This window comes from Faecalibacterium sp. 9 (assembly GCF_048320955.1).
GTDB classification, from domain to species: domain Bacteria; phylum Bacillota; class Clostridia; order Oscillospirales; family Ruminococcaceae; genus Faecalibacterium; species Faecalibacterium wellingii.
On record NZ_JBLWGB010000002.1, the window covers coordinates 14,731 to 31,556 of the forward strand.

Consider the following 16,826-nt stretch of genomic DNA (forward strand, 5'->3'; position numbering starts at 1 on the left):
TATTTTCAATCCTCACCGTTTTGTTCATCTCCAGCGACTCCTTCAAATTTTTTGAACTTGGCTTTCAGGTCGATGTGGCCGCAGCAGGGGCAGATCAGCTTGTCATCGTGCGGCTCGTCATAGCTGCTGCGAAGGTCGGTCGAATCGTCAAAGATATCGTCCGGGGCCTCGCTGTCGAAATTGAAGTCGAAATCTCCGAAATCAACCTCGGCAAGTTCCTGTTCCAGCTTGGAAAAGTCCCAGCCGGTCATTTCGCCGGTCTTGTTGGCAAGGATGCGGTACTTCTGTTTCTGCTCCTCGGTCAGACCGGTGTAGCGCACCACATCGGCGGTTTCCACATGGAGCTGCATCAGAGCCAGACGGCGGGTGTGTCCGCTGAGGATGACGTTGTTCTCGTCCACCTCGATGGGGTCCAGCGCGGTACACTGCCGCATACTTTCCGCACAAGCGTTCACAGCTTCCGGGGAAATGACGCGGGGATTGTTCTCATAGGGAACCAGCTCCGACACCGGCAGTTTCAGCAATTCTTTCGTAATCATTCTGCCATTGTCCTCCTTGCTTGCGGGTAAAACGAAACAGAGGGTCGCCCCACGATGGGGGCAGCCCTCTGTTTTTCGGTGCTGCCTTTCGGAATCGAACCTTCCATGTCTACACACATGAACGCGCTCCAAATTGCGCTAGGGCAGCATATAGAGCCGTTGGCCGGATTCGAACCGGCACCATTCCGCGCCAGCCCGCTGCGGTGATTGGTCGCAGTTGCCTGTCATGGAATGTATCATCAATGTTGACCCGCCTGCAAAAGCGGCGCTCTGCGTTGAGCTACAACGGCATATAATATCCCCGCGCCGCGGTGGTCGGGCGCAGCTTGGGGAATGGACACACACACCAGCGGGACCAACGTCATAACCCGCTTTTGGCGTTCCGGGGCCTCCGTCTGAAATGCGTGTTGTTTCTATCCGCGCTCCCTCGTGGGGGGTGACGGAAAGTCTAGGAGGATGCCTGTGTGAGAGAAAAAGAAAGGAATGTGCCGCGTATGGGTAACGCGGTCAGCTCCCGGTGGTTTATGAGGCCATGTGTCCACTTCTGCTTACGGGGTCGGCAGGATTTCAAGCGCCGTGCCGCATTGCGCGGTTGCGCTTATGTCATTCTATCATGCCTCCCAGTCTGTTGGAAGTCCAGAGACATAACAATATCAGTCCGGGGTGATGTAGAAAATTTGAGAGTTATTTTTGCGCGTATTGCTCATTATGCACAATCCTTGTTGATGTATGGCCAAATTTCGGCCAGCGCTTGCAGCCCTTCCCGGATTGCGTCCGAAACTGTAGAGCGAGAAATGCCCAGTTCGGCAGCCACGTCATCGTAGGTTTTGAGTTTGAAATAGCCGTCCTTGTCTGTTGTTTCGCACTCGATGTAGTAGGCCCGCACAGCATCGGCCATGCGCAGCGTACTGTCATCTTCGGCGCTCACGATGCAGAACACGCGGGAAATTGCCTCAATGCGGCGCTTGACCAGCTCCGATTCCATGCGGCTCAGTTCGCGGTTCTCACTGTCCATCTTGCAGACGGCATCCAGAATCTTGTCACCGTTTCCGGCAGACATGGGCATCCCGCTGAAGCTCTGGGTCACTCTGGTTGCTGCGTCACGCTGCTTGGCCATCATTTCGTGCTGGATGTTCATGCCCTCGGCCAGATCGCGCAGCTTGCGGAACCAATCCTTGACCTCCATAAACGCGGCCTCTCTTGCCGGGTCCTGTGCTCTCCATGCTCTAATCTCCATATACACCCCTCTTTCTGGTCATGGCTGCGAGCCGGTCACTTTGCGCCAAAGATTTCCCGCAGCGTGTCGCTGAAGGTCTTGCGGGTCTGTGCAGGCTGCACCTGAACGTTCTTGCCGGTGGACTTTGCGATGGCCTCCGCGATGTCCTGCGCCAGCTTTTCCGGTACGCAGCTCTCCGCGTCAACGCGAATCTGGCAGTCGGGCGCGGGCATATTCTTTTCCAGCTCTGCCACGCGGCGTTCCAGCTGTCGGATGCGCTTATTTTCTCTCTTGCTCATGTGGTAACTCCTTTCGTCACACAAATTCTTTCGGCGGGGTCTCGTAGGTCTCGCCGATTTTCTTCCACAGGTGGAGGCAGTACGGATGGGTGTCAACGTACTGGCTGCGCGGCGGGTGGAACTGCACCACGCATTCTTCCTCGTCCCAGAAGATGTCCTTGATAAGGCACATCTCGTCCCACGTCGGGCAGCGGCGCGGGAGGCTCACGCTGACGTGTTCCCAGCCGCCGCCCCACGATGCAACGATGCCCACAGTCTGCGGCTTATACTGTGGGTGGACGAGGTAGGCCATGAAGCCGTCCCAGCCCTCCCGCACGATCATCAGGCGATGGTTCTTCTTGATTTCTTCAATCGGGCGCATTCGTTTCAACTCCTTCCAAAAACAGCAGCACTCCCGGCGCTGCGACCCGGACGCGGTAGGCTCCTACATCTGCCGGGGTTATGTACTTCCGGCCAAACACGTTCTTCATGTCTTCCCAGATCAGCCACGGAATGCGGTAGAACTCCCGGCCATTGAATGAACACAGAACGAACGCGATACCACCCAGCCGTGATATCCGGCGCAAACAGGCGGCTTGCTCGGCTGATACGCGGTCGGACAACAAACGACCGGTGTCGGTGTGTTTCGCCTCGAAAACGACAGCTCTGCCGCCTGAGAGAACGCCCTTGTAGTCCGGCTGTGCCTGCTTGGTGTAGCAGGCGAGGAACCTGCCGGAACGATCTGCGCCGCCGAGGGGCTTCATCGGCTCCGGGGTTTTCTCGATGTCAGCCCGCCCGATTGCGCGGTAGTAGTCACAAGCAGAGCTGATGATAGCCTCAAAGCCCGCGCCCTCTGCCCGGCTGCGATCGCCGATATAGCTGCGGCGAATGCTGGCTGCTGTCTTAACCTTCATTGTCCTGCCTCCAATACTCCACGAAATAGGTCAGGGTGGACTTGCCGCCGCGCTTCTCCTTGCCCATGCGCACGGTGTAGCCGTTCATGGCAAGCACGACAACGAGCACCTTTCTGTCCTCGACCTTGTCACAGTCGATTTTGTAATGCTCTGCCATCTTGTCCTCCTTACTCCTTCAGGCAGCTGGCAGGCTGCTGGAGCCACTTCAGCGCCTCTTCCTCGGTCGGTACCCCATCCGCGCACATCTGGTTCACGACAATGGGGATAAGGCGCTTGGCCAGTTCCTCGTCGTCCATGTCGCAGATGGCATCCGCAATGGTGTCCTCGTTATGGGGCATGATTTTCAGCGACAGTCTGACCACCGTGCCGTCCCTGCGCGTCCAACTGCTGATGATACCGGCACAGCCCAGCTTCTCGCAGGCTGTCAGCATGGTATCGCGAGCCTCTTCCAGAATTTTGTTGTCCATTACCGATACTCCTTTCCGGTAACCCTGTCCCGCAGCGGGATGCGGCCAATGATGTCGAAGCCGGACCACTCTGCGATCTGACGCAGCATCGGCACCAGAATGCTGATTTGCAGCAGCCGGGCGGCCTCTTTCTGGTATTCTTCCTTGCGGATGTTCCGCATCGCGGTGCCGGGGGTCGGGTCAGCGTAGTGCTCGGCGTTCCGGCTCATGTTGTCATTGCTCATGTTCAAGCTCCATTCTCCAACAGGTCAAACAGAGTGGGTGCATCCTTTTCCGCATCCGCAGATTCCAGATAGCCCACGCCGTCACGGAAATAATCCGGGTTCAGCTCCACGCCCTTGCCTCTGCGGTTCATCTTCACGGCCTCATACGGCACAGTGAACAGCCCCGCAAAGGGGTCAGCTACCAGCTCGCCCTCGTTGCTGTACCGCTCAATCAGGCGCTGCACGATGTCGATCTGAAGCGGGCAAACGTGGAGGTTCTGCCGCCGCTGGCTCTGGGTGGTGTTTAGGGTGCGCATCCGGTTGATATCGTCCCAGACGGTCATGTCCCACGAGCCGGGAGCGACCACCATGAACGTGGACGGCAAACGGCCATCCTTGTCCAGACTTTCCGCGAGCTTGACGTGTTCCTCGTAGGAGTAGACGCTGTTCCGGCTGAACTTGCGGTATACGTTTTGCAGCTTGGAGGTCGGGATTTTTTCCAGTTCCTCGCGGGTGAAAGGCCGGTCGCCGCTGCTGCGCCAGAATGCGTGAGCGTCAATTTGCCACTGGGCGCGGGTGTATTCCTCTTTGGACTTCTTCACCGGCGTATCGGCATATCCACGGCTGCAATCGGTGGGCAGCTTGCGGAACAGCAGGATGTATTCTGGGCAGCCAACACCCATCTTCGTGCCGTCCTTGCACTGCTCCGTCCATCCCAGACGGTAGGTCTGGTTATTCTCCCGGACAACGTCCGTGACAACCGTAATCATTCCGAAATAGGCGAACCCATGCTTCCGGAAATGAGCGATACAGTCCGCGTGAAACGGCTCAATGGTCGGCGCTGCAAGGCCGGTGACGTTGGCGAACTCCACGCGATCTTTCACATGGATTGCAGCCACGCGACCCGGCTTCAGGGTGCGCAGCAGTTCCGGGGTCAGATAGTCCATCTGACGGAAGAACTCTGCATCATCCGGGTTATGGCCGAAGTCATTGTACGAGGGCGAATATTCGTAATGGTTGCCGAACGGGATACTAGTCACATACAGGTCAATGCTGTCCGTTGGCCAGTTCCGGACTTCTTCCACACAGTCGTTGTTGATGGCCGTGTAATTGTTTCCCTTGACTTCCACTCTCTCACATCCTATCGTTCTCTTCAGGGTCTCAAGCGCAAGGCTACCGAGACCGTATTCTTTGATGATTTCCTCCATCTGCTCGCTCAGTTCATCGTACTGTCTCCACTTGCGTTGCAGCGCCAGCAGCACCTCCGTCTCCGTGTCCATGTACAGGATGTCGATGATGACCGGGGACTTTTGCAGGAAACGGTAGATGCGGTGAATGGCTTGAATGAAGTCGTTGAACTCGTAGTCGATGCCCATGAAAATGGCGCGGTGGCAATGGCGCTGGAAATTGCAGCCGGAACCGGACAGGCTTTTCTTGGTTCCGAAGATGCGGGTGCGGCCCTGTGCGAAGTCCATGACCCGCTGCTCTCTGGTTTCCAGCTCCATGCTGCCGTAGATATCGACCATCTCCGGCACGGCCTTTTTGAGCGCCTTGCGCTCGTCCTCCAAATCGTGCCAGACCACAAAATGCTCGTCCGGCGGTGCCTCCGCAATGATGCGGGCTACCTCGGCGGCGCGAATATCGATGCTGTCCCTTTTCTCCTTGGCTGCATCCGACAAGCCCATGGCGGCATCATGGCCGAGCTTCATCTGGCCGTCCGCTTCAAACTCGGCGGGCCGGTCAAGGCTGTTCAGCTTGTGGTATCGGATATCCATCGGCGGCAGTGAATAGCCGTCATCCGAGAATCCGAGGTCGCTCGGCTTTTGCAGGAAAAGGCCCCAACTGGCGCACCAGATCCAGAACTCGCGCTCGCGGCCAGGATACAAGGTCAGATTGTTGGCCTTGGTGCTGTCCCTCTTGAAAAAGCGGGTCAACGCCTGTCCGGTGTCCATCACTTCCAGAAAGCCCGCATAGTGAATCAGCTCTTTGAACCGGTTCGGGGCCGGGGTCGCGGTGTTTGTCAGCTTATATTTCACGCCCTTGAACTTGAGCATGAAGCTCTGGTAGGTCTTGCTGCCGAAGCTGCGCAGCGTTGCAGCCTCGTCCAGACTGACCGCCGTGAAGCGGTGCGGGTCAATATCGCCATCGCGAACCCTCTCGTAGTTGGTCAGGATGATGGGGGCCGTGCTGGCCTCCACCTCGGCCATGGTCTTGCAGTAGGGCGGTTCTTCCATTCCCAGCAGATTGACCGCATCTGCCCGGAACTCCGGCATTACGTTCAGCGGCATCACAATGAGTGTCTGGCCTCCCTCGTGCTTCTGAAGGATTCTGCACCATTCCAGCTGCATGACCGTCTTGCCCAGACCGAAGCGGGCAAAGATGCTGCGCCGACCGCCGCGCAGCGCCCACAGGACGCTCACGCGCTGGTGATCTTTCAGCACCGGGTTGACCTCTGCGGGGTCAATCTCAATGCCTGACAGGGGCGCAATGTCGATTTTGCGCTCCAAAAATTCTTTGTATGTCACGTTTTCATCTCCCATATATTGCGAGCCGTTACGCTTTGGCTCTCCCCACAAAAACGCCCGAAAACAGGCGGTTCCCGATTGTGTAGTGATAATACCTGTGTCCGTCCGGAATGGTTTCTTCCGTGCTCTCTGCCGGTCTGAGCACCAGAGGATGGCCTGCCACCTGCACAACGTACTCGCCGCCGGGGACAAGACGCTGCATCCAGCTTTCGGCGGGTGCAGCGTCCGCCCGGTCGCCGTCCATACAGCAGACCGCCACAGCGGGCAGCGCCGGGGCCAGCATGGTGAAGAATGAAAGCTGTTCAACGTCCATTGCAGTGGGCCACCTCCACCTTGCGGATTTTGCGGACCGTGATAGTCCAAGCATCTGGCCAGCGGTCGCGGGCGTGGTAGATGCCCTGAATCGCTGCGTCGCCCTCGTCGTCGGCCTCCAGCTTCAGGCAGTGGATTTCATCCCTGCCGGGTGTATGGCATTCGACGGACACCTTGAACTTAGGCATTTGCGGCCTCCAGTCTCACCGGTTCCGGGCCGCCGCGCAACTGGGCGGCCTCCTTTGGCGCAGTCTCGATCTCTTCCCGCGACTGTTTCAAGAACTCAATGCGCCGGTATGTAAGATCGGGAGTTCGGGCCAGCTCCTCCAGCCCGCCGACGCTTCCGATGTAGACCTTCGCCGCCGTCGGGAGCTTGTCGAACAGCTCTTTCAGCTCCTCGCGCCCGTCGCTGCGGATAGGCCGCCCGTTGTCGTCAACTCCGACGACCATCGGGCATGTGCGCCAGTACAGATACCTTTGCGCCTTATGCGAAGCTTCCGTTATAGCATCCCACTCCGCCGCCGGGTCAAGGCTCTTGGAAAGCTGCTTGAAGATATCCGCGACCGAGATCGGGTAGACGCAGACGCGGCGCGCCGCGAGATACGCCTTCTTAACGACCTCGCCGGGGTAGTCCCTGAACTGGTATGTCCACTCGTCGATCGTATCTTCCAGCTCTTCGTCGGTCAGTGGCTTCATCATCTGCTTGTAAAGCGTCGCGTTCCTCAAAATCAGCTCCGCCACCTCTTCCTTGGTCATGTCTCAAAACCCCTTTCTTTGTCCATGTTGCCCAGTACGCGGGCAAGCTGGTCTCTCGTGCTTTCTGACGGCTGCCGTGGGCTGCTGCCTCTTCCGGTCGGCCTCTTGTGGTTCTCGTCGCTCGCGGCTGCATCTCCGGGTGTATGTATTCCGCTATGCTGCCAGTTCGACAAGATCCCGTTGATATAGTTCCATGAGCGCTTCCCGGATTCTGCCGCCTTATTGATAGCCAACAGAATCATCTCGGTGCCGAATACCTCTCGCCAGCCTTGCAGCTTATCCAGAGCAGAGCGCGGGAAAGTTCCAATAACTGCTTCATACTGCTGGACTATCCTTGCAAGGTCTACATCCGCCGAACTCTGCGTAACAACAACAGTAGTAGTATCTGATACTTTAGTATCAGTTGTACTTTGTACTTTGTACTTTGCACTTTGGTTTTCATGGGTTTCTTTGGGTTTTGATGGGTTTTCTTCGGTTTCCATGGGTTTCTCCAAAAACCCATCGGTTTTTTTGGGTTTTTCCGATAACCCACCGGTTTCTGCGGGTTTTCTCGGTCTACCACCTTTGCGGCCATTTTCACGGTTTGCTTCAACAGTACGTTGGTAGGTTTTTACATTTTCGTCCAGAAACTGGCGCATAGATTCAAAGGCCAGCTGTTCGATAGGCTCCGATAAATCCGGCTCTGTGCCGCTCTGGACATACCCGGCCATTGCAAGGAACACTTCCCGGAACGCCTTATCATCCAGAATGCTCAGGAGCTTGAGCTTGTCGAACGGTATCAGCAACCCTTTCGGGCGGGCATTCTCGGCTTCGTCCGCCATCTGCTCACCTCCTTTCTCTCAACGGTGAATCAGAACGGCAAGTCGTCCGTGTCCGAGATCGGGCGGTCATCGCCGTTGTAGTCGGGCACTGCCGCCGGGGCGGGTTGTTTTGCCGGTTCCGGCAGGGAAGCGCTCTGCGGCGGCTGAGAGCCGGTATCAAAGGGTGTGTCGTTCTCCACCGGTGCAAAGTCATTGGTTCCTGCCTGTCCGGTCGGCTGCATCATGTCGATTGCCATCTGAACCCATCGGGCAGCAACAAGCCCACCAACGACAACGCCCTCGACGTTATGCAGGTTCCAGTAGGTTGTACCGTTCGCGCCGGTATTGCTTTTCAGCTCGCCGCCGCAAATCTCGACAAAATCGCCCTTCTGAAGGAGGCCGTCCCACTTGTCGAGATCGCTCCAAATACAGCACTCGACAAACATATTGCTCCGGTTGCCGGAGGCATCTTTTGTACTATGAGCCTTGACGCTCAAGCTGAGGAACGGCTTTCCGGTCTTCGTTTCCTTTAGACTAGGGTCGCGAGAGAGGGTTCCTGTGATCTTCGTCCCGGTCTTTGTCTGAATAATCATTCTGCATCACCGCCAAACGGATCATCGTTGGTGTCGGTGGTTTCAACTGCAAACGGTTCGGGCTGCTCTTTTTTCGGCTTCAGCTTGCGGGGCTGCATAGCGCCGATTTCGGGCTGCTCGTTCTCGACCTCGCGGTAGGATGCTTCTGCAGCTACCGGAACCTCGCTCTCATCGTAGAGGCTGCCAAACGTGGCCGGGAAGGATTCGCGCAGCGCGTGGACAAGGGCTACCTTACGAATCATCGTTGCAGGCTTCGTTACCCACAGGGATTTCTTGGTGTCGTACTCGCTCAGTTTCACTTCCTCGTAGAAGGGGCGGCTGCGGTCCTTACGGTAGGCTTTAGCCCAGCCGCCGACCAGCTTCTCGTCCTCGTAGACGATGGATCCTTCGCGGTGGATGAGCTCACCAACTTCAGGAACAAAGACAATCACGCCAGCCTCAAAGCCATCATACTGCGGGTGCGCCTCTGCCATCTTCATGTAGCAGGTCTTGCCCAGAACAATGGTACTGGCCGTATCACCGTTCTTGTTGTCATAGTGGATGAGGTAGGCTTCCTTGGTGAAAGGGTTGAGGTGGTACTGCTTGCACGTTTCCAAGAAGATACGGCACTCTGCAATGGTAGCTTCCTTGCAGATGAAGTCGCGCACATCATCAAAGGTGACGGTGAGGTGCTGGCCGTCCATGCTCTCGATTTCGACCGGCTTGGATTCTGCGACCGGCTGCATCGCTTCGCTCTGCTTGACCTGAGCAGCGAAGGAGCGGCTCTGAACTGTGGTAGTGGTATTCGGCGCAGCAGCGCCAGCGCGTGAAGTGAAACCCATTTTTGTTACCTCCTAGAATGTTGAAGATTATTTGATGCTGCCGAAATCGAACCCGCGTTCCTTGGCAGCGCTGCGGAACCATGCAATGTCTTCTTTGGTGAACTCGACCCAGAAGTAATAGCGCTTGCGGGAGGAAGTCTCCTGCGCAGCGGTGAAGCTCTGCATCGCCTCCATGTCCAGACGGCCCTCCGGCGTGATGAATGCGGCGGCTTGCGTTGCTGCGGCGGCTTGCGCCCGCATCTCGCGTTCTTCAGCCGTCGGGGGAACGATTACCGGAGCCGACATCCGCGCCCGCTCTGCCGCTTCTCTGGCGGCCTCTGCATCTCTCTGTGCTGCGCGGGACTTCTCGCGGCGGGTATGCTCGCGGACAGCCTCGTTCACGCTCAGGTTGCGCAGGTATTCGGTGGTGCAGGGTTCGACGTCCTCTCCGCAGTTCTCGCGGATAAAGTCGAGGTCGCTGCGAACGCCCTCAATGGCCTTGCACAGTGTCTTTTTCGCTTCAGCGAGGTCAAAGGTCTTGTTCAGCCAGCGGGTGTCCAGCAACCGGTCAAAAGGAATGAGGGGTTCCAGCTCGCCAATGCAGTCCCGGTAGACCAGCTTCAGCGTGGACGCCTTTTCATCTTTTTCGGCCTGTTCGACGGCCTTGACCTGCTCGTCGATTGCACCGGAGACCTTTTTGCACTGCTCCCGCATCACCTTAATGTCGGCCTGAAAATCTTCCAGCGGCTTCAGATAGAGCTTCCTTGCAGCCGTTACCGCTGCGCCCAGTTGCTTGTCCCAGTTGTTGATTTTGGCTCGGTCGTCCTTTGCTCCTTTGATGCTCTCCGGGGTGTAGACGCGGCCTGTGTAGGCCGCCAGCTTTTCGTCGATGTTCTTCTGGACCTCGTCCTTGTTCCAGCGCATCGCCGGGATAACCGGGCGTTCCACCCGGACGGTCAATTCATTTTCCACGCTGTTCATCCTCCTGTTCTTCTTCAGCCTCCCGCTCGGCCAGCTCTGCCATCTGGGAATCCGTCAGGAAGTAGTACTCATCCGGCGGCTCCAGCGGCGGGCCGTAGCCGTCAAGCGCGAGATTATACATCGGGTTCATCCTCAGCCCGCCTTTCTGCTGCTGTCGTTCCGGCTCTCGCTGTGCTGAACTTGGCCATAAGGGCTGCTGCGCTTGTACCGCTGGCAGTCCTCGTACATTCCGTACAGAGACATCGCCAGCCCGCTTGCCAGTGCGAGCAGGATCCACGGTGCCGACTTTGCAGCCGCCTCCGGCTCCCAGGATCCGCGGTTGACCAGCAGCCACACAGTTCCTTCGCACATCCAGCTTGCGACCTTCCATGCACCGACCAGAGCCAGCGCAGCAGTCGCCAATTTCACAACCTTACGCATCTTTCATGTCCTCCCATCTTGATATCTTACGCGCTGTCCTTCTCTGCGCCGACCGGGCGCAGCGGGGGCAGCGGCTTGGCATCGTTCTTGTGGAGCTTGTAAAACTCCACATCTTCAACGCGGAAAAAGAACTTGCTCTTGCTGCCCTTCTCGCCGTGCGAGTAGGCGGTCAACTTGCCTTCTCGCCTCATCTGAAGCACTCTTTGACGGCATACGCCGAGCGCTTCCGCTGCCTGTTTGGTGCTGTAATATTCAGACACATTCTGTGCCTCCTTCCTGCGGTAGGCTCCCGCGACACCCTTTCGGGTGTTTCGGCTGCTGCCGGGCAGCCATCATCAGGCGGGTTTCAAGCAACTTCGTTGCTGTCGATGTGCTGGACGTTCTTGCTTTCGTCCACCCACATGGTATGGCTCCAAGCAGTTTCGCTGTGGGCGGCATCTGTGCGGTGCCAGCCATTGCCGCGATTGGTGATCTGATCGATGTAGGTGTTCTCCCTGATGCCGGGCAGTCCCTTGACCTTGTGGCCCGCCTTGTCTGCCTGCATGATGTTCAGCAGGTAAACCTTCTCGGTGTCAAGATAGCTCTCTGCCTCGCTCATTGCGTCCAGCAGGTTGTCAGCTTCCAGAACCTTGTAATCGGTGGTCATGGGCTTGTAGGTTGCGCGGTAGTCGATTGCGACGATGTAGGACTTCTTCATTTTCTTTTCCTCCTGTTTTGTGGAGTGTCATTCTCTACGCTTGTTATTATACTAGCTTTTGGCTAGTTTGTAAATAGCTTATCGCTATTTCTGGAAAAATATTTTAGCCATAAGCTAGAAGCGTTTGCCAAAAAAATACCGGTCGCACCGGTTTCGCATATCAAAACAGGGTTTGCTGCCCGAAATCCTCCGGGGAGGGAGCTGGGGGCTTTGCGACCCTCGGCTGGTACGTCCGCGTCTGGGTCAAAACGTCGATTTCGCAGAACCGGAAGCCTTTGCAGTGGTTCAGCCGCCGCAGGGCAGGGCCGTCCAGCATCTCGTCTTTGTAGCTGCAATAGGCCAGCTCGTCATCGTTCAGACAGGCGTTGCGGCAGTACCGGCAGTATTGTTTCATCGAGGTGCCTCCCAGAATCCAAAGGCCGCCGGAAGTTCCATCCAGTGCGTTACACGGCTGCCAGACCTCCCGTCTGTGTTTTCTGGGTCGAGCAGGGCGTTCATTGTCGTTGCGCCGCTATCCCAGCCAACAGAGAAAATTTTCTGCTCGGTGTCATACATCGCGGGTGAAACGTACTCCCCATAGCTTTCATCTGGATAAAACGGTGAGCACTCCAAATCCCACGTTATGACATTCACAAGGCATGGCACGAATATTTCATCTTCCTTGTCAGATTCGGGAAGCCGTGTCTTGATGCTGACCCACTGTCCAGCAAGCTGACCCTCTTCGTCACCAGCTAAGAGACCAACAGGAACTTTCAGTCCAGTTGCGAACTTAGCCAGCATCTTGGCCGTCGGGTTGACCCCGCCATTCTCGTACAGGCTCACCGTCTGCTTGGTCACGCCCATTCTTTGGGCAAGCTGAATCTGTGTGAGGTGAGCGTCTTTTCGCGCTGCACGAATTTTATCTCCGATAGAATCAGACATCTTTCAATTCCTCCACATAGCGCCAGCTCTGGGGAGGCCGCTGTACTTCCACAGGCCGTGTACCAAACCGCGTATTTTGCAAGCCTGTGAATACCCGCAGCTCGCGCGGCTGGTCATAAATCTTCAGGTCGGAGATATGCCACGCCCAGCCGTGACACTTGTTCAGGTAGCGGACAATGCGGTCTCTGTCCATGCAAGCCATTTCTTCGACATCATCCGGGGCGCGGCATATCGGTGCAAGCTCCCAAATCTTGTCGCAGACGAACTCGCCAATGACCGTACCATCCAACCGCTGCCAGCCTTTGCCGGGGACGATTCGCAGCCAGCCCATCTTCGACTGTTCTTTCGTGCAGTAGATGTAGCACTTGAATGGAGGCTTCACGCCCTCCGGCTTCGTCTTGCGTACCTCCACGGTCTTTTCTTTCAGGACGATCTTGCTGCACCATACCGGCTGGATGCTCAACAACACAGCTTTCACGCTCGCGCCTCCTCTCAGTAATACTCGATTTCTACCAGAGAGGTGGACACCAGCTCGAAGCGGCCATCTCCAAGAGGAATGCGCAGAAGCTGGTACTCTTTCTCGTAGGAGTAGGAACTCGGCACCAGTTCGCTGAAGCTGTCAACGGTGATTGTATATTTCGGAGACCGTGTGCCAGCATAGCCGACCTTTTCAATTTCCGGGGAATAGACCGTGACGTGGTAGCACGGCTCGACGGTAGCTTCAGCCTCAGCAGATGTAGAACCGCAGGCGGTAAACCAGAGCGTCAGGGTCAGCAGCAGAGCCGCGACAACAAAACAGGAAATTCGATTTTTCATTCTTCCGCACGTCCTTTCAGGTATTCTTTGGCAGTTTCTTTGATGGCCGTATCCCGGAGGAACGTCCACGAATCATCGTCGTCAATGAGCTTCCGCATCTTGGCCGCAGCAGTTTGAACCAGTTTGCAAAGGGCTTTGCGCTCCATCCGGTACTCCTGCCGGATTTCATCATCTGTGAGCTGGTCAATGTACGACTGAACATCCTCTATGTCGTTCTGTTTCTGGATGTCCCAGACGATTTCGCACCGGCGGCCATCAGCCTGAATGCCGTACAGCAGGAACGAAACTCCTTTGCTGTAACGATCATCGAACCAGTGCCAGACCTCCAGCCGGTTTGTGCCAGCCGGGAAATGTAGGAATGCAGCTTCTAGCTCTTCCGTTTCGGGGTTCATTGGAACATCGTCAAGCTGCTTCCACAGCGCTTCCAGAACAGCATCGCGCTTCTGCAAGGTTGCCATGCCCGCGCCGTTCACGGCCCGCTCGTTCCAGAGCTTCGCGGCCTGACCCTGCGCAATGAACTTCGTACTGTGCCACCGCTTGACCCATACAGCGCCGCCGGTAGCCCCACAGCCGGAACAGGAAACGCGGTACCTGCCGCCAAAGTCCCGAATGTGCGCCGTGCCGCTGCAGAACGGGCAGGGCTTCAAATCAAAATTCGCCATCTTCATTCCTCACTTTCTGCCGATAACTTCCATGAGCAGATCCTTGTAGGTGTCACGCTGCACACGGAGCTTTTCCAGCTCTTCCTTGGTGTCTGACACCGAAGGAGAGGCGACCGGAACCGGTGCTGCTGCAACGCCGGGAGCTTCAACCGGCTTCGGCTTGGACAGGTAGTTGTCAAGGCCGAGACTCACCATCAGGCCAAACTCGATGTCCTGCATTTCCTTATCGCACAGCTGGCCGATGTAGTCATTCAGCCGCAGCTTGTCCACAGTAAAAATCTGCTCACAGAGGGCAGTGGATTCCTGCAGCTTCCCAGCAGCATTGATGTGAACGTGGGTCTGCATGGGCCTCTTCTCCCGCGTGGTCAAATAGACAATCTCCAGAGTGGAGGAGTTCTTGTTATTCTGACTGTTGCTCACAATGATGGCCGGGCGGCCAGCGTGCTGCTCGCTCCCAATCTCATTGCCAGTGGGGTAAACATAGTAGACCTCACCGCGATAAAACATTCCATTCATGAGAAAATCTCCTTTCAATTCTGGCGCTGGATATAAGAATCAGGCTGCGCCTACCGCCTGAACCATCTTGATTTCTGCGAGCGCTTTCTGTGCCGCTCGCTTGCCGTTCTCGTTCAAAATCCGCTGCCATGCTCGCTGCGAATATGACCAGCGGAAAGCGTTTCCCTTGAGGATGCCGCGCACCTCCGGGCCGGGGTCATTCTCAAACGTGAGCTGCACCCGCATCAGAGCGCCGTTCTCGTAATAGGTAACGCCGGGCAGTCCTTCGACCTTGACCGGCTGCGAACCGGCTGCAATTGCCGTTTCTGCGTCCCTGATGCGGGCCTGCAACCGGCGAATGCGGTCTTTGGAACTGCTGAACTGCCACGGAAGGAACGGCGAATGGTCTCCCATTTTCAGCCGTCCTTCAATCATGGCCTTTTCGCAGCTACCAACGCCCTCGCAGCCATTGACCGTTCCACGTTCTCGGAAATACCTGTTGACCGCAATCATGTGGGCATGGCGGGCCTTTTCTTCTTCCAGCTTGCCCTTCAGGTCAACAAGCGCGTCCGGTTCCTTGGTCGTGCTGGGTGCTCTGCTGTTCATCTTCATGCTCCTTTCTGCTGCGCTGCCTGCGGAAAGAAGAACTTCCCAATGTCCTTCTGCTGGATTTCCAGCAGCTCGCAGATGGCGGCAATCTCACAGCTTGTCCACGCGGAATGACCTTGCATCTTAGTGGAAAGGGTGCTGGGGCTGATTCCGATAGCCTGCGCGACCTCCTGATCCTGATACCCGCAGACATGAAACCACCCGCGAAGGGCAAAATACGGAATGTTTTTGTAGCTGCCTCTCGGCGGGTTCGTTTTGACAATACGCTTTCTCATTGTTTCTCACCTCCATCTTGTGAGCGCCCGTAAGGCCAGATAGCACAGCCCTTATATTTACCGGGAAACGGCCTTTGCCATGGCATCCATCAGCCAGTGGCCGTTCATGACGTTGTTCCAGTTGTTCGCCTGATAGTCCTTCGTGTTGCGGTGCGGGGCGCTGTGAGTGACGAAATCGCTCATTGCGTTCACCGCGCCCCATGCGGTGTTGCGGAACTTCACGAGGTCCGGAGCCATCATGCAGACCATGTAACCGTCCTTCATGTCCTGCACATGGCGCTTCTGGCGGTCGGTCATATCGTCAGCTTCCGGGAACAGGCCGTCCAGAATCTCCCGCAGCCGGGCATCGCTGACCGTGGTGTTTGCCATCTGGTCGGCGCGGGTTGCAAGTTCGTCCATGTACTTGTTAGCCATGTCCAAGCACTGCCGGGCCTCTACCAGCTTGGTGTTGATATCGCCCACATGACGGACGCTCCATGCCCGCTGCGCAGTGTCCAGCGCAAGGTTCAGCGTGTTGTTACAGACCACGCGAACCGGGGTCATGCAGACACGGACAGCGCCGGATCCGTCATGCGTGTTGGAAAAGCACATATAGGTTTCAGTCTTGTCCCCGCAGATTTCGGAATCGGGCAGCTTTGCCAGCAGCCAAATCTTCTTACCGTCCAGCAGGCTGCCAGCGGTCTCATAGTGGACATCGCCGCCGATCAGCGCATCCGTGAACGCGAAAGCCTCTGCGTTCTGGACGATGCGGTACTTGTTGCTGACCACGCCCAGAACCTTGTTGTCCGAGCTGCGGACATTGGCCTTGTAGCCGGGAATCGGCTCGTAACCGCCGTTCAGCCACATATCACGGGCCTCGACCGTCCAGTCCAGACCGGCCAGCTTCAGAGCCTCCGCGCTGGTTGGCGCTTCCTGCACCATCTTCCCCAGACCGTGCCAAGGCTTCTCCCGGACATAGAACATCGTTTCAACGTTTGCAGACATTTTTCATACCTCCGAAAATTGATTGTTGGTTGCGGTGGTTCCCGCGACCTCCCCGGCTGGCTGCCGGGTGGTTTCGGCTGCTGCCATGCAGCCATCATCAGGCGGGGTTATTCAGAGCGAGTATTCCACGCTTCAATAGTTCGTTGCCTGCCCAATTCCCCGCGATGTTCATAAAAATCGCGTGTAAATGTGATGCTGCAATGCGGACATCTAATCCGAATGCCCTCAGTATTAGATTCAGTGATGGTCGTATACTCCTGCCCGCAGAAAGGGCACGGTTTCAGCGTTTCCTTTTTCATCGTTCAGACCTCCTTGACCTCAACTGTCTTGATGCTATCGGACATATACTCCCGGCCTCTGGCGCGTTCGCAATACTTCACGAATCCGTTTACTGCATCGCGGAGGTCGTATGCCTCCCGCTTGGAGAGCAGCTCCGACTTCTCAAAAGCCGCCTTGATTTTGTTGGCCTGTGCATCTTCCATCGGGATGAACACACACGCTTCGCCGACCTCGCCGTTCTGCATGGTGTCGTAGGTAATCGTCAGATTCTTCATCACGTTGTC

At 56.6% G+C, this 16,826-nt stretch carries 31 protein-coding genes and 1 tRNA gene; all 32 read right to left on the minus strand.

Going from position 1 to position 16,826, the window contains the following annotated elements:
• Positions 1–5: 5 nt before the first annotated feature.
• A complete protein-coding gene (locus ACKXF9_RS08640; protein ID WP_418265898.1) occupies positions 6–539 on the minus strand; it encodes a ParB N-terminal domain-containing protein in 534 nt (177 codons plus the stop codon).
• Positions 540–693: 154 nt separating this feature from the next.
• Positions 694–829 (minus strand) — tRNA-OTHER (locus ACKXF9_RS08645).
• A 416-nt stretch (positions 830–1,245) separates the two neighbouring features.
• Positions 1,246–1,776 (minus strand): hypothetical protein, encoded by a 531-nt coding sequence (locus ACKXF9_RS08650; protein ID WP_418265899.1) that lies wholly within the window; start codon positions 1,774–1,776, stop codon positions 1,246–1,248.
• Positions 1,777–1,811: 35 nt separating this feature from the next.
• Positions 1,812–2,054, minus strand: coding sequence for a hypothetical protein (locus ACKXF9_RS08655; protein ID WP_418265900.1), 243 nt, complete (start codon positions 2,052–2,054; stop codon positions 1,812–1,814).
• A gap of 16 nt (positions 2,055–2,070) precedes the next feature.
• Positions 2,071–2,415 (minus strand): DUF7694 domain-containing protein, encoded by a 345-nt coding sequence (locus tag ACKXF9_RS08660; RefSeq protein ID WP_418265901.1) that lies wholly within the window; start codon positions 2,413–2,415, stop codon positions 2,071–2,073.
• Entirely contained in the window at positions 2,402–2,947 is a 546-nt protein-coding gene (locus ACKXF9_RS08665; protein ID WP_418265902.1) for a Holliday junction resolvase RecU, read from the minus strand. Before ACKXF9_RS08665 ends, ACKXF9_RS08660 begins: the two co-directional genes overlap by 14 nt.
• Positions 2,937–3,104, minus strand: coding sequence for a hypothetical protein (locus ACKXF9_RS08670; RefSeq protein WP_418265903.1), 168 nt, complete (start codon positions 3,102–3,104; stop codon positions 2,937–2,939). Before ACKXF9_RS08670 ends, ACKXF9_RS08665 begins: the two co-directional genes overlap by 11 nt.
• A gap of 10 nt (positions 3,105–3,114) precedes the next feature.
• Positions 3,115–3,414 carry a hypothetical protein gene (locus ACKXF9_RS08675; protein ID WP_242915779.1) on the minus strand — a complete coding sequence of 100 codons (300 nt, stop codon included), beginning with the start codon at positions 3,412–3,414 and terminating at the stop codon, positions 3,115–3,117.
• Entirely contained in the window at positions 3,414–3,638 is a 225-nt protein-coding gene (locus tag ACKXF9_RS08680) for a hypothetical protein (protein WP_242915778.1), read from the minus strand. Before ACKXF9_RS08680 ends, ACKXF9_RS08675 begins: the two co-directional genes overlap by 1 nt.
• A 2-nt stretch (positions 3,639–3,640) precedes the next feature.
• Positions 3,641–6,142, minus strand: coding sequence for a DNA methyltransferase (locus ACKXF9_RS08685; protein WP_418265904.1), 2,502 nt, complete (start codon positions 6,140–6,142; stop codon positions 3,641–3,643).
• A 28-nt stretch (positions 6,143–6,170) separates the two neighbouring features.
• Positions 6,171–6,455: a hypothetical protein gene (locus ACKXF9_RS08690; protein WP_418265905.1), complete on the minus strand. Its 285-nt coding sequence runs from the start codon at positions 6,453–6,455 to the stop codon at positions 6,171–6,173.
• Complete coding sequence (locus ACKXF9_RS08695; protein ID WP_418265906.1) at positions 6,445–6,642, minus strand: hypothetical protein; 198 nt, start codon at positions 6,640–6,642, stop codon at positions 6,445–6,447. The genes ACKXF9_RS08690 and ACKXF9_RS08695 overlap by 11 nt, the downstream gene beginning before the upstream one ends.
• The gene (locus ACKXF9_RS08700) at positions 6,635–7,210 is read right to left on the minus strand and encodes a hypothetical protein (RefSeq protein WP_418265907.1); all 576 of its coding nucleotides are present in this window, start codon (positions 7,208–7,210) and stop codon (positions 6,635–6,637) included. Before ACKXF9_RS08700 ends, ACKXF9_RS08695 begins: the two co-directional genes overlap by 8 nt.
• Positions 7,207–8,031: a DUF6291 domain-containing protein gene (locus ACKXF9_RS08705; protein ID WP_418265908.1), complete on the minus strand. Its 825-nt coding sequence runs from the start codon at positions 8,029–8,031 to the stop codon at positions 7,207–7,209. Before ACKXF9_RS08705 ends, ACKXF9_RS08700 begins: the two co-directional genes overlap by 4 nt.
• A 29-nt stretch (positions 8,032–8,060) precedes the next feature.
• The gene (locus ACKXF9_RS08710; RefSeq protein ID WP_418265909.1) at positions 8,061–8,603 is read right to left on the minus strand and encodes a hypothetical protein; all 543 of its coding nucleotides are present in this window, start codon (positions 8,601–8,603) and stop codon (positions 8,061–8,063) included.
• Positions 8,600–9,424 carry a phage recombination protein Bet gene (gene bet / locus ACKXF9_RS08715; protein WP_418265910.1) on the minus strand — a complete coding sequence of 275 codons (825 nt, stop codon included), beginning with the start codon at positions 9,422–9,424 and terminating at the stop codon, positions 8,600–8,602. Before bet ends, ACKXF9_RS08710 begins: the two co-directional genes overlap by 4 nt.
• Positions 9,425–9,451: 27 nt before the next feature.
• A complete protein-coding gene (locus tag ACKXF9_RS08720; RefSeq protein WP_418265911.1) occupies positions 9,452–10,375 on the minus strand; it encodes a DUF1351 domain-containing protein in 924 nt (307 codons plus the stop codon).
• Positions 10,365–10,514, minus strand: coding sequence for a hypothetical protein (locus ACKXF9_RS08725; protein ID WP_418265912.1), 150 nt, complete (start codon positions 10,512–10,514; stop codon positions 10,365–10,367). Before ACKXF9_RS08725 ends, ACKXF9_RS08720 begins: the two co-directional genes overlap by 11 nt.
• A gap of 2 nt (positions 10,515–10,516) precedes the next feature.
• Positions 10,517–10,804, minus strand: coding sequence for a hypothetical protein (locus ACKXF9_RS08730; protein ID WP_418265913.1), 288 nt, complete (start codon positions 10,802–10,804; stop codon positions 10,517–10,519).
• 26 nt (positions 10,805–10,830) lie between these two features.
• Entirely contained in the window at positions 10,831–11,064 is a 234-nt protein-coding gene (locus tag ACKXF9_RS08735) for a helix-turn-helix domain-containing protein (RefSeq protein ID WP_418265914.1), read from the minus strand.
• Positions 11,065–11,150: 86 nt separating this feature from the next.
• Positions 11,151–11,501: a hypothetical protein gene (locus ACKXF9_RS08740; RefSeq protein ID WP_418265915.1), complete on the minus strand. Its 351-nt coding sequence runs from the start codon at positions 11,499–11,501 to the stop codon at positions 11,151–11,153.
• Positions 11,502–11,661: 160 nt separating this feature from the next.
• Positions 11,662–11,895, minus strand: a complete 234-nt coding sequence (locus tag ACKXF9_RS08745; protein ID WP_418265916.1) for a hypothetical protein — start codon at positions 11,893–11,895, stop codon at positions 11,662–11,664.
• Positions 11,892–12,422 carry a helix-turn-helix domain-containing protein gene (locus ACKXF9_RS08750; RefSeq protein WP_418265917.1) on the minus strand — a complete coding sequence of 177 codons (531 nt, stop codon included), beginning with the start codon at positions 12,420–12,422 and terminating at the stop codon, positions 11,892–11,894. The genes ACKXF9_RS08745 and ACKXF9_RS08750 overlap by 4 nt, the downstream gene beginning before the upstream one ends.
• Entirely contained in the window at positions 12,415–12,900 is a 486-nt protein-coding gene (locus tag ACKXF9_RS08755; RefSeq protein WP_418265918.1) for a hypothetical protein, read from the minus strand. The genes ACKXF9_RS08750 and ACKXF9_RS08755 overlap by 8 nt, the downstream gene beginning before the upstream one ends.
• Before the next feature lie 14 nt (positions 12,901–12,914).
• Positions 12,915–13,238 carry a hypothetical protein gene (locus tag ACKXF9_RS08760; RefSeq protein ID WP_418265919.1) on the minus strand — a complete coding sequence of 108 codons (324 nt, stop codon included), beginning with the start codon at positions 13,236–13,238 and terminating at the stop codon, positions 12,915–12,917.
• Positions 13,235–13,906, minus strand: a complete 672-nt coding sequence (locus ACKXF9_RS08765) for a Lar family restriction alleviation protein (RefSeq protein WP_418265920.1) — start codon at positions 13,904–13,906, stop codon at positions 13,235–13,237. The genes ACKXF9_RS08760 and ACKXF9_RS08765 overlap by 4 nt, the downstream gene beginning before the upstream one ends.
• A gap of 3 nt (positions 13,907–13,909) precedes the next feature.
• Positions 13,910–14,416 (minus strand): type II toxin-antitoxin system PemK/MazF family toxin, encoded by a 507-nt coding sequence (locus tag ACKXF9_RS08770; RefSeq protein WP_418265921.1) that lies wholly within the window; start codon positions 14,414–14,416, stop codon positions 13,910–13,912.
• 39 nt (positions 14,417–14,455) lie between these two features.
• On the minus strand, positions 14,456–15,001 hold the full coding sequence (locus ACKXF9_RS08775) for a hypothetical protein (protein ID WP_418265922.1): 546 nt from the start codon (positions 14,999–15,001) through the stop codon (positions 14,456–14,458).
• A gap of 2 nt (positions 15,002–15,003) precedes the next feature.
• Positions 15,004–15,279 carry a DUF739 family protein gene (locus tag ACKXF9_RS08780; RefSeq protein ID WP_418265923.1) on the minus strand — a complete coding sequence of 92 codons (276 nt, stop codon included), beginning with the start codon at positions 15,277–15,279 and terminating at the stop codon, positions 15,004–15,006.
• 57 nt (positions 15,280–15,336) lie between these two features.
• On the minus strand, positions 15,337–16,263 hold the full coding sequence (locus ACKXF9_RS08785; protein WP_418265924.1) for a DUF932 domain-containing protein: 927 nt from the start codon (positions 16,261–16,263) through the stop codon (positions 15,337–15,339).
• 107 nt (positions 16,264–16,370) lie between these two features.
• A complete protein-coding gene (locus ACKXF9_RS08790) occupies positions 16,371–16,562 on the minus strand; it encodes a Lar family restriction alleviation protein (RefSeq protein ID WP_418265925.1) in 192 nt (63 codons plus the stop codon).
• Positions 16,563–16,565: 3 nt separating this feature from the next.
• On the minus strand, positions 16,566–16,817 hold the full coding sequence (locus ACKXF9_RS08795) for a hypothetical protein (RefSeq protein WP_418265926.1): 252 nt from the start codon (positions 16,815–16,817) through the stop codon (positions 16,566–16,568).
• Positions 16,818–16,826 lie beyond the last annotated feature (9 nt).

Excerpts from the sequence above, each read along its gene's own strand:
- ACKXF9_RS08640 (WP_418265898.1), bottom strand. The coding sequence starts at position 539 with ATGATTACGAAAGAATTGCTGAAACTGCCGGTGTCGGAGCTGGTTCCC.
- ACKXF9_RS08650 (WP_418265899.1), bottom strand. The coding sequence starts at position 1,776 with ATGGAGATTAGAGCATGGAGAGCACAGGACCCGGCAAGAGAGGCCGCG.
- ACKXF9_RS08655 (WP_418265900.1), bottom strand. The coding sequence starts at position 2,054 with ATGAGCAAGAGAGAAAATAAGCGCATCCGACAGCTGGAACGCCGCGTG.
- ACKXF9_RS08660 (WP_418265901.1), bottom strand. The coding sequence starts at position 2,415 with ATGCGCCCGATTGAAGAAATCAAGAAGAACCATCGCCTGATGATCGTG.
- ACKXF9_RS08665 (WP_418265902.1), bottom strand. The coding sequence starts at position 2,947 with ATGAAGGTTAAGACAGCAGCCAGCATTCGCCGCAGCTATATCGGCGAT.
- ACKXF9_RS08670 (WP_418265903.1), bottom strand. The coding sequence starts at position 3,104 with ATGGCAGAGCATTACAAAATCGACTGTGACAAGGTCGAGGACAGAAAG.
- ACKXF9_RS08675 (WP_242915779.1), bottom strand. The coding sequence starts at position 3,414 with ATGGACAACAAAATTCTGGAAGAGGCTCGCGATACCATGCTGACAGCC.
- ACKXF9_RS08680 (WP_242915778.1), bottom strand. The coding sequence starts at position 3,638 with ATGAGCAATGACAACATGAGCCGGAACGCCGAGCACTACGCTGACCCG.
- ACKXF9_RS08690 (WP_418265905.1), bottom strand. The coding sequence starts at position 6,455 with ATGGACGTTGAACAGCTTTCATTCTTCACCATGCTGGCCCCGGCGCTG.
- ACKXF9_RS08695 (WP_418265906.1), bottom strand. The coding sequence starts at position 6,642 with ATGCCTAAGTTCAAGGTGTCCGTCGAATGCCATACACCCGGCAGGGAT.
- ACKXF9_RS08700 (WP_418265907.1), bottom strand. The coding sequence starts at position 7,210 with ATGACCAAGGAAGAGGTGGCGGAGCTGATTTTGAGGAACGCGACGCTT.
- ACKXF9_RS08705 (WP_418265908.1), bottom strand. The coding sequence starts at position 8,031 with ATGGCGGACGAAGCCGAGAATGCCCGCCCGAAAGGGTTGCTGATACCG.
- ACKXF9_RS08710 (WP_418265909.1), bottom strand. The coding sequence starts at position 8,603 with ATGATTATTCAGACAAAGACCGGGACGAAGATCACAGGAACCCTCTCT.
- bet (WP_418265910.1), bottom strand. The coding sequence starts at position 9,424 with ATGGGTTTCACTTCACGCGCTGGCGCTGCTGCGCCGAATACCACTACC.
- ACKXF9_RS08725 (WP_418265912.1), bottom strand. The coding sequence starts at position 10,514 with ATGAACCCGATGTATAATCTCGCGCTTGACGGCTACGGCCCGCCGCTG.
- ACKXF9_RS08730 (WP_418265913.1), bottom strand. The coding sequence starts at position 10,804 with ATGCGTAAGGTTGTGAAATTGGCGACTGCTGCGCTGGCTCTGGTCGGT.
- ACKXF9_RS08740 (WP_418265915.1), bottom strand. The coding sequence starts at position 11,501 with ATGAAGAAGTCCTACATCGTCGCAATCGACTACCGCGCAACCTACAAG.
- ACKXF9_RS08745 (WP_418265916.1), bottom strand. The coding sequence starts at position 11,895 with ATGAAACAATACTGCCGGTACTGCCGCAACGCCTGTCTGAACGATGAC.
- ACKXF9_RS08750 (WP_418265917.1), bottom strand. The coding sequence starts at position 12,422 with ATGTCTGATTCTATCGGAGATAAAATTCGTGCAGCGCGAAAAGACGCT.
- ACKXF9_RS08760 (WP_418265919.1), bottom strand. The coding sequence starts at position 13,238 with ATGAAAAATCGAATTTCCTGTTTTGTTGTCGCGGCTCTGCTGCTGACC.
- ACKXF9_RS08765 (WP_418265920.1), bottom strand. The coding sequence starts at position 13,906 with ATGAAGATGGCGAATTTTGATTTGAAGCCCTGCCCGTTCTGCAGCGGC.
- ACKXF9_RS08770 (WP_418265921.1), bottom strand. The coding sequence starts at position 14,416 with ATGAATGGAATGTTTTATCGCGGTGAGGTCTACTATGTTTACCCCACT.
- ACKXF9_RS08775 (WP_418265922.1), bottom strand. The coding sequence starts at position 15,001 with ATGAACAGCAGAGCACCCAGCACGACCAAGGAACCGGACGCGCTTGTT.
- ACKXF9_RS08780 (WP_418265923.1), bottom strand. The coding sequence starts at position 15,279 with ATGAGAAAGCGTATTGTCAAAACGAACCCGCCGAGAGGCAGCTACAAA.
- ACKXF9_RS08785 (WP_418265924.1), bottom strand. The coding sequence starts at position 16,263 with ATGTCTGCAAACGTTGAAACGATGTTCTATGTCCGGGAGAAGCCTTGG.
- ACKXF9_RS08790 (WP_418265925.1), bottom strand. The coding sequence starts at position 16,562 with ATGAAAAAGGAAACGCTGAAACCGTGCCCTTTCTGCGGGCAGGAGTAT.
- ACKXF9_RS08795 (WP_418265926.1), bottom strand. The coding sequence starts at position 16,817 with ATGAAGAATCTGACGATTACCTACGACACCATGCAGAACGGCGAGGTC.